The following is a 2,375-nucleotide window of genomic DNA, read 5'->3' on the forward strand; positions in this document are numbered from 1 at the left end:
GGTTTGTATCCTTAACGAATTTCGGCGTTTACCTCTTGTTTTAGCTTTGTTTTCCTCAAATTAAGCACGCCATTTAACGACGGATTCAAGCCTGCACGGCATTCTCGAAAGCATCGGAAGAGCAGCCGGCAAGACGAAAGAAGGCAGCTCTCGGGAGCCTGACAGGGCCGGAAAACAGGGGATTGAAATGGCACGTTTTGAAATGCTTGAAGCAGGTTTCGGCGCCATGGGAGCAACTGCTCAGGCCGACATCCTTTTCGAACTGGGCATGATGTATGCGACCGGCCGCGATTGCGAGACCGATGTCGTTGCCGCCCACAAATGGTTCAACATCGCCGCAATCAAGGGCTCGGCCCGCGCCGCCGAGCTGCGCTCGGAACTGTCGGCCGCCATGTCGAAGGTCGAGATCGCCACGGCGCTGCGCGAAGCCCGCGAATGGATGACCATGCACTGAAATCTGCCAATCGCAGACAGATCCATCGAAGACAGGGAAGCTCCGGGATCAAGGCCGCACAGACGGCCAGACCCGGCGAAATTGAAGGCCGCGCAAGACGGTCACGAAGGCAAGGGAAAGAACGCGGCAGGCCGCAAGGCCCAGTCGTGCGCGACACAGGGAAGCTGAGCGGATTTTTAGGCGCGGGGGCGCCTGGAGATTGCTCGACGGGCAAAAAAGCCGCGACCAGCCGGAACAAGGCTGGCGTGGCTTTTTGCGTGGATGACGTCTTGCAGGCCCAATCGAGCGGCGCCAATGCGCCTAGACAGGCTCAATGAAGGGTGAAATTGTCCGGCCTCTCTGGAAGAAGCGCGGCCGGGGCGGCCGCGCGTGAGTGGAGGAGTTCTACCATCATGAAAAAATTGAATATTTTGAACGCGGCCATATTCGGCCTGATGTTGAGCACGCCGGTCGCACTCGCAGACGACATCACCTTTGCGGTGGTGGGCCCGATGACAGGACAGCTCGCCACCATCGGCGATCAGTTCAAGCAGGGCGCACAGGCTGCCGCCGATGCGATCAACGCCGCGGGCGGTGTCGACGGTCGTCAGATCAAGCTGAGCATCGAAGACGACCAATGCGATCCCAAGCAGGCCGTGTCGGTTGCCAACCGCGTCGTCGCCGATGGCGTCAAGTTCATCGACGGCCATGCCTGCTCGGGTTCCAGCATTCCGGCCTCGGCTGTCTATGCCGAAGCCGGCGCCTTGATGATGAGCCCGGCCTCGTCAAACCCGGTGCTGACCGATGCGGCAGCCAAGGCCGGCTGGCCGACGATCATGCGCCTTTACACGCGTGACGATGCGCAGGGCGCCTTCATCGGCCCATGGATCGCCAAGAAGTTTGCCGGCAAGAATGTCGTCGTCCTGCATGACAAGAGCGCCTACGGACAGGGCGTGGCTGACGCCGTCAGGGCAACGATGAATGCCGGCGGCCTCAAGGAGGTCTATTATGACGGCATCAACGCTGGCGAGAAGGACTATTCGGCTCTCGTCACCAAGCTCAAGGATTTGAAAGCCGACGTTGTTTATTTCGGCGGCTACCATCCTGAAGCCGGCCTGATCCTGCGTCAGTCGGCGGAACAGAACCTGAAGTTCCAGCTGATCATGCCGGACTCCATCGCCTCGCCGGAATTCTGGCAGGTTGCCGGCCCGGCCGGCGAGGGCACCATGTTCGTCTTCCCGTCGGATCCGCAGGCAAAGCCGGAAGCCAAGGCAGCCGTCGAGAAGATCAAGGCCGGCGGTTTCGTGCCGGAGGGTTTCACGCTGTTCTCTTACGCCACCATCCAGGCTTTCGCCGAAGGCATCAAGCGTGCCGGCAGCGACGACCCGGCCAAGGTTGCCGAAGCGTTGAAGAACGGTACGCCGATCAGCACCGTTGTCGGTGATGTCACCTTCGACGAGAAGGGCGACCTCAAGAATGCCAGCTACGACATCAACCAGTGGCATGACGGCAAATACGCGCCGATCGCGCAGTAATCGCCACCCTGGCGACTGGATGGCATAGAGAAATGGCCGGGTTCATCCCGGCCATTTTTTTGCTTCCCCTGTCGTGGCCTTCCGAACCGTCAGCTCACTGCTGTGGTCGCGGCGTTGTGCTCCTCGACGAACCGCACCAGCACCGTTCCGTCGGTGACCTGTGCGCCCTCTGTGGCGATCTCGGCGATCACGCCGTCATGCGGCGCGGCGATGGTGTGCTCCATCTTCATCGCCTCGAGGATCAGCAGCGGCTGGCCCTTGATCACCGTATCGCCTTTTCCCACGCGCACCAGCTTGACCAATCCCGGCATCGGCGCACGCAGGCTGCCGGTGCTTGCCGCCGCCTCATCGGCCCGTGCCAACGGGTCCGGCACGGCGAAGGTGTAGCCGACGGCGCCTTCGAACAC

At 61.2% G+C, this 2,375-nt stretch carries 3 protein-coding genes; 2 read left to right on the forward strand and 1 reads right to left on the reverse strand.

From position 1 onward, the window contains the following. Positions 1-187 precede the first annotated feature (187 nt). Positions 188-454 (forward strand): sel1 repeat family protein, encoded by a 267-nt coding sequence (locus EN750_RS29725; protein ID WP_013532614.1) that lies wholly within the window; start codon positions 188-190, stop codon positions 452-454. A gap of 392 nt (positions 455-846) precedes the next feature. After that, positions 847-1,968, forward strand: coding sequence for an ABC transporter substrate-binding protein (locus EN750_RS29730; RefSeq protein ID WP_127398874.1), 1,122 nt, complete (start codon positions 847-849; stop codon positions 1,966-1,968). An 89-nt stretch (positions 1,969-2,057) separates the two neighbouring features. Here EN750_RS29730 and EN750_RS29735 read toward each other — a convergent pair. After that, a partial coding sequence (locus tag EN750_RS29735; protein ID WP_348629634.1) for a biotin/lipoyl-containing protein occupies positions 2,058-2,375 on the reverse strand: 318 nt, incomplete at its 5' end.

It is taken from the genome of Mesorhizobium sp. M7A.F.Ca.ET.027.03.2.1, assembly GCF_003999175.1.
GTDB lineage: Bacteria > Pseudomonadota > Alphaproteobacteria > Rhizobiales > Rhizobiaceae > Mesorhizobium.

Excerpts from the sequence above, each read along its gene's own strand:
- EN750_RS29725 (WP_013532614.1), top strand. The coding sequence starts at position 188 with ATGGCACGTTTTGAAATGCTTGAAGCAGGTTTCGGCGCCATGGGAGCA.
- EN750_RS29730 (WP_127398874.1), top strand. The coding sequence starts at position 847 with ATGAAAAAATTGAATATTTTGAACGCGGCCATATTCGGCCTGATGTTG.